Genomic DNA, 533 nt, shown 5'->3' with positions numbered 1-533 from the left:
CCTAAGCCATTGAAACGTGAAATCATCGATCAAAAGAAGGTGAGCAATGAAAGTTCAGCTTATTCCATCGCTATGTATACTCAGCGGCACGCTACTGGCCTCTGTAGCCTCGGCTCAGGTCGCTTATACTTGGGTAGACGAAAACGGCGTAGTGCACTTCAGTGACACCCCAAACCAAGGCGCGAAGACCATCGCATTGCCCAATCTTGAAGCCAGTGCACCAGCACCAGAAGTCGAGAGCACGGAATCACTTGCGCCACAAGCCAAAGCAGCCCCCGAACCAGAAGAAGAGCCAGAAAAGAAAACGGATAAGCCTCAACCTTTGCAGCTGGCGATGCTCACACCTCAACACAATGAAACCATTCGTAGTAATCGTGGCTTGATCAATATCCAGCTGGAAGCCAATCGTAAGCTTGGCATTGGTGAACAACTGCAACTGTTCTTCGATGGGAAACCTTATGGCGCACCTCAAACGCAGCTCACTTGGCAATTAAACAACATCGATCGCGGCACACATACTATCGCGGTTCATG

Annotated in this window: 1 protein-coding gene; it reads left to right on the top strand. The window is 49.9% G+C overall.

What is annotated here, in order from left to right:
* Positions 1 to 46 precede the first annotated feature (46 nt).
* Positions 47 to 533, top strand: a 487-nt coding sequence (locus R7190_RS30270; RefSeq protein WP_318138262.1) for a DUF4124 domain-containing protein, incomplete at its 3' end; no start/stop codon positions are given.

Source organism: Vibrio sp. 1078-1 (assembly GCF_033340475.1).
The sequence above is the reverse complement of the archived record's forward strand: the minus strand, read 5'-3'. Positions and strand labels throughout refer to the sequence as shown.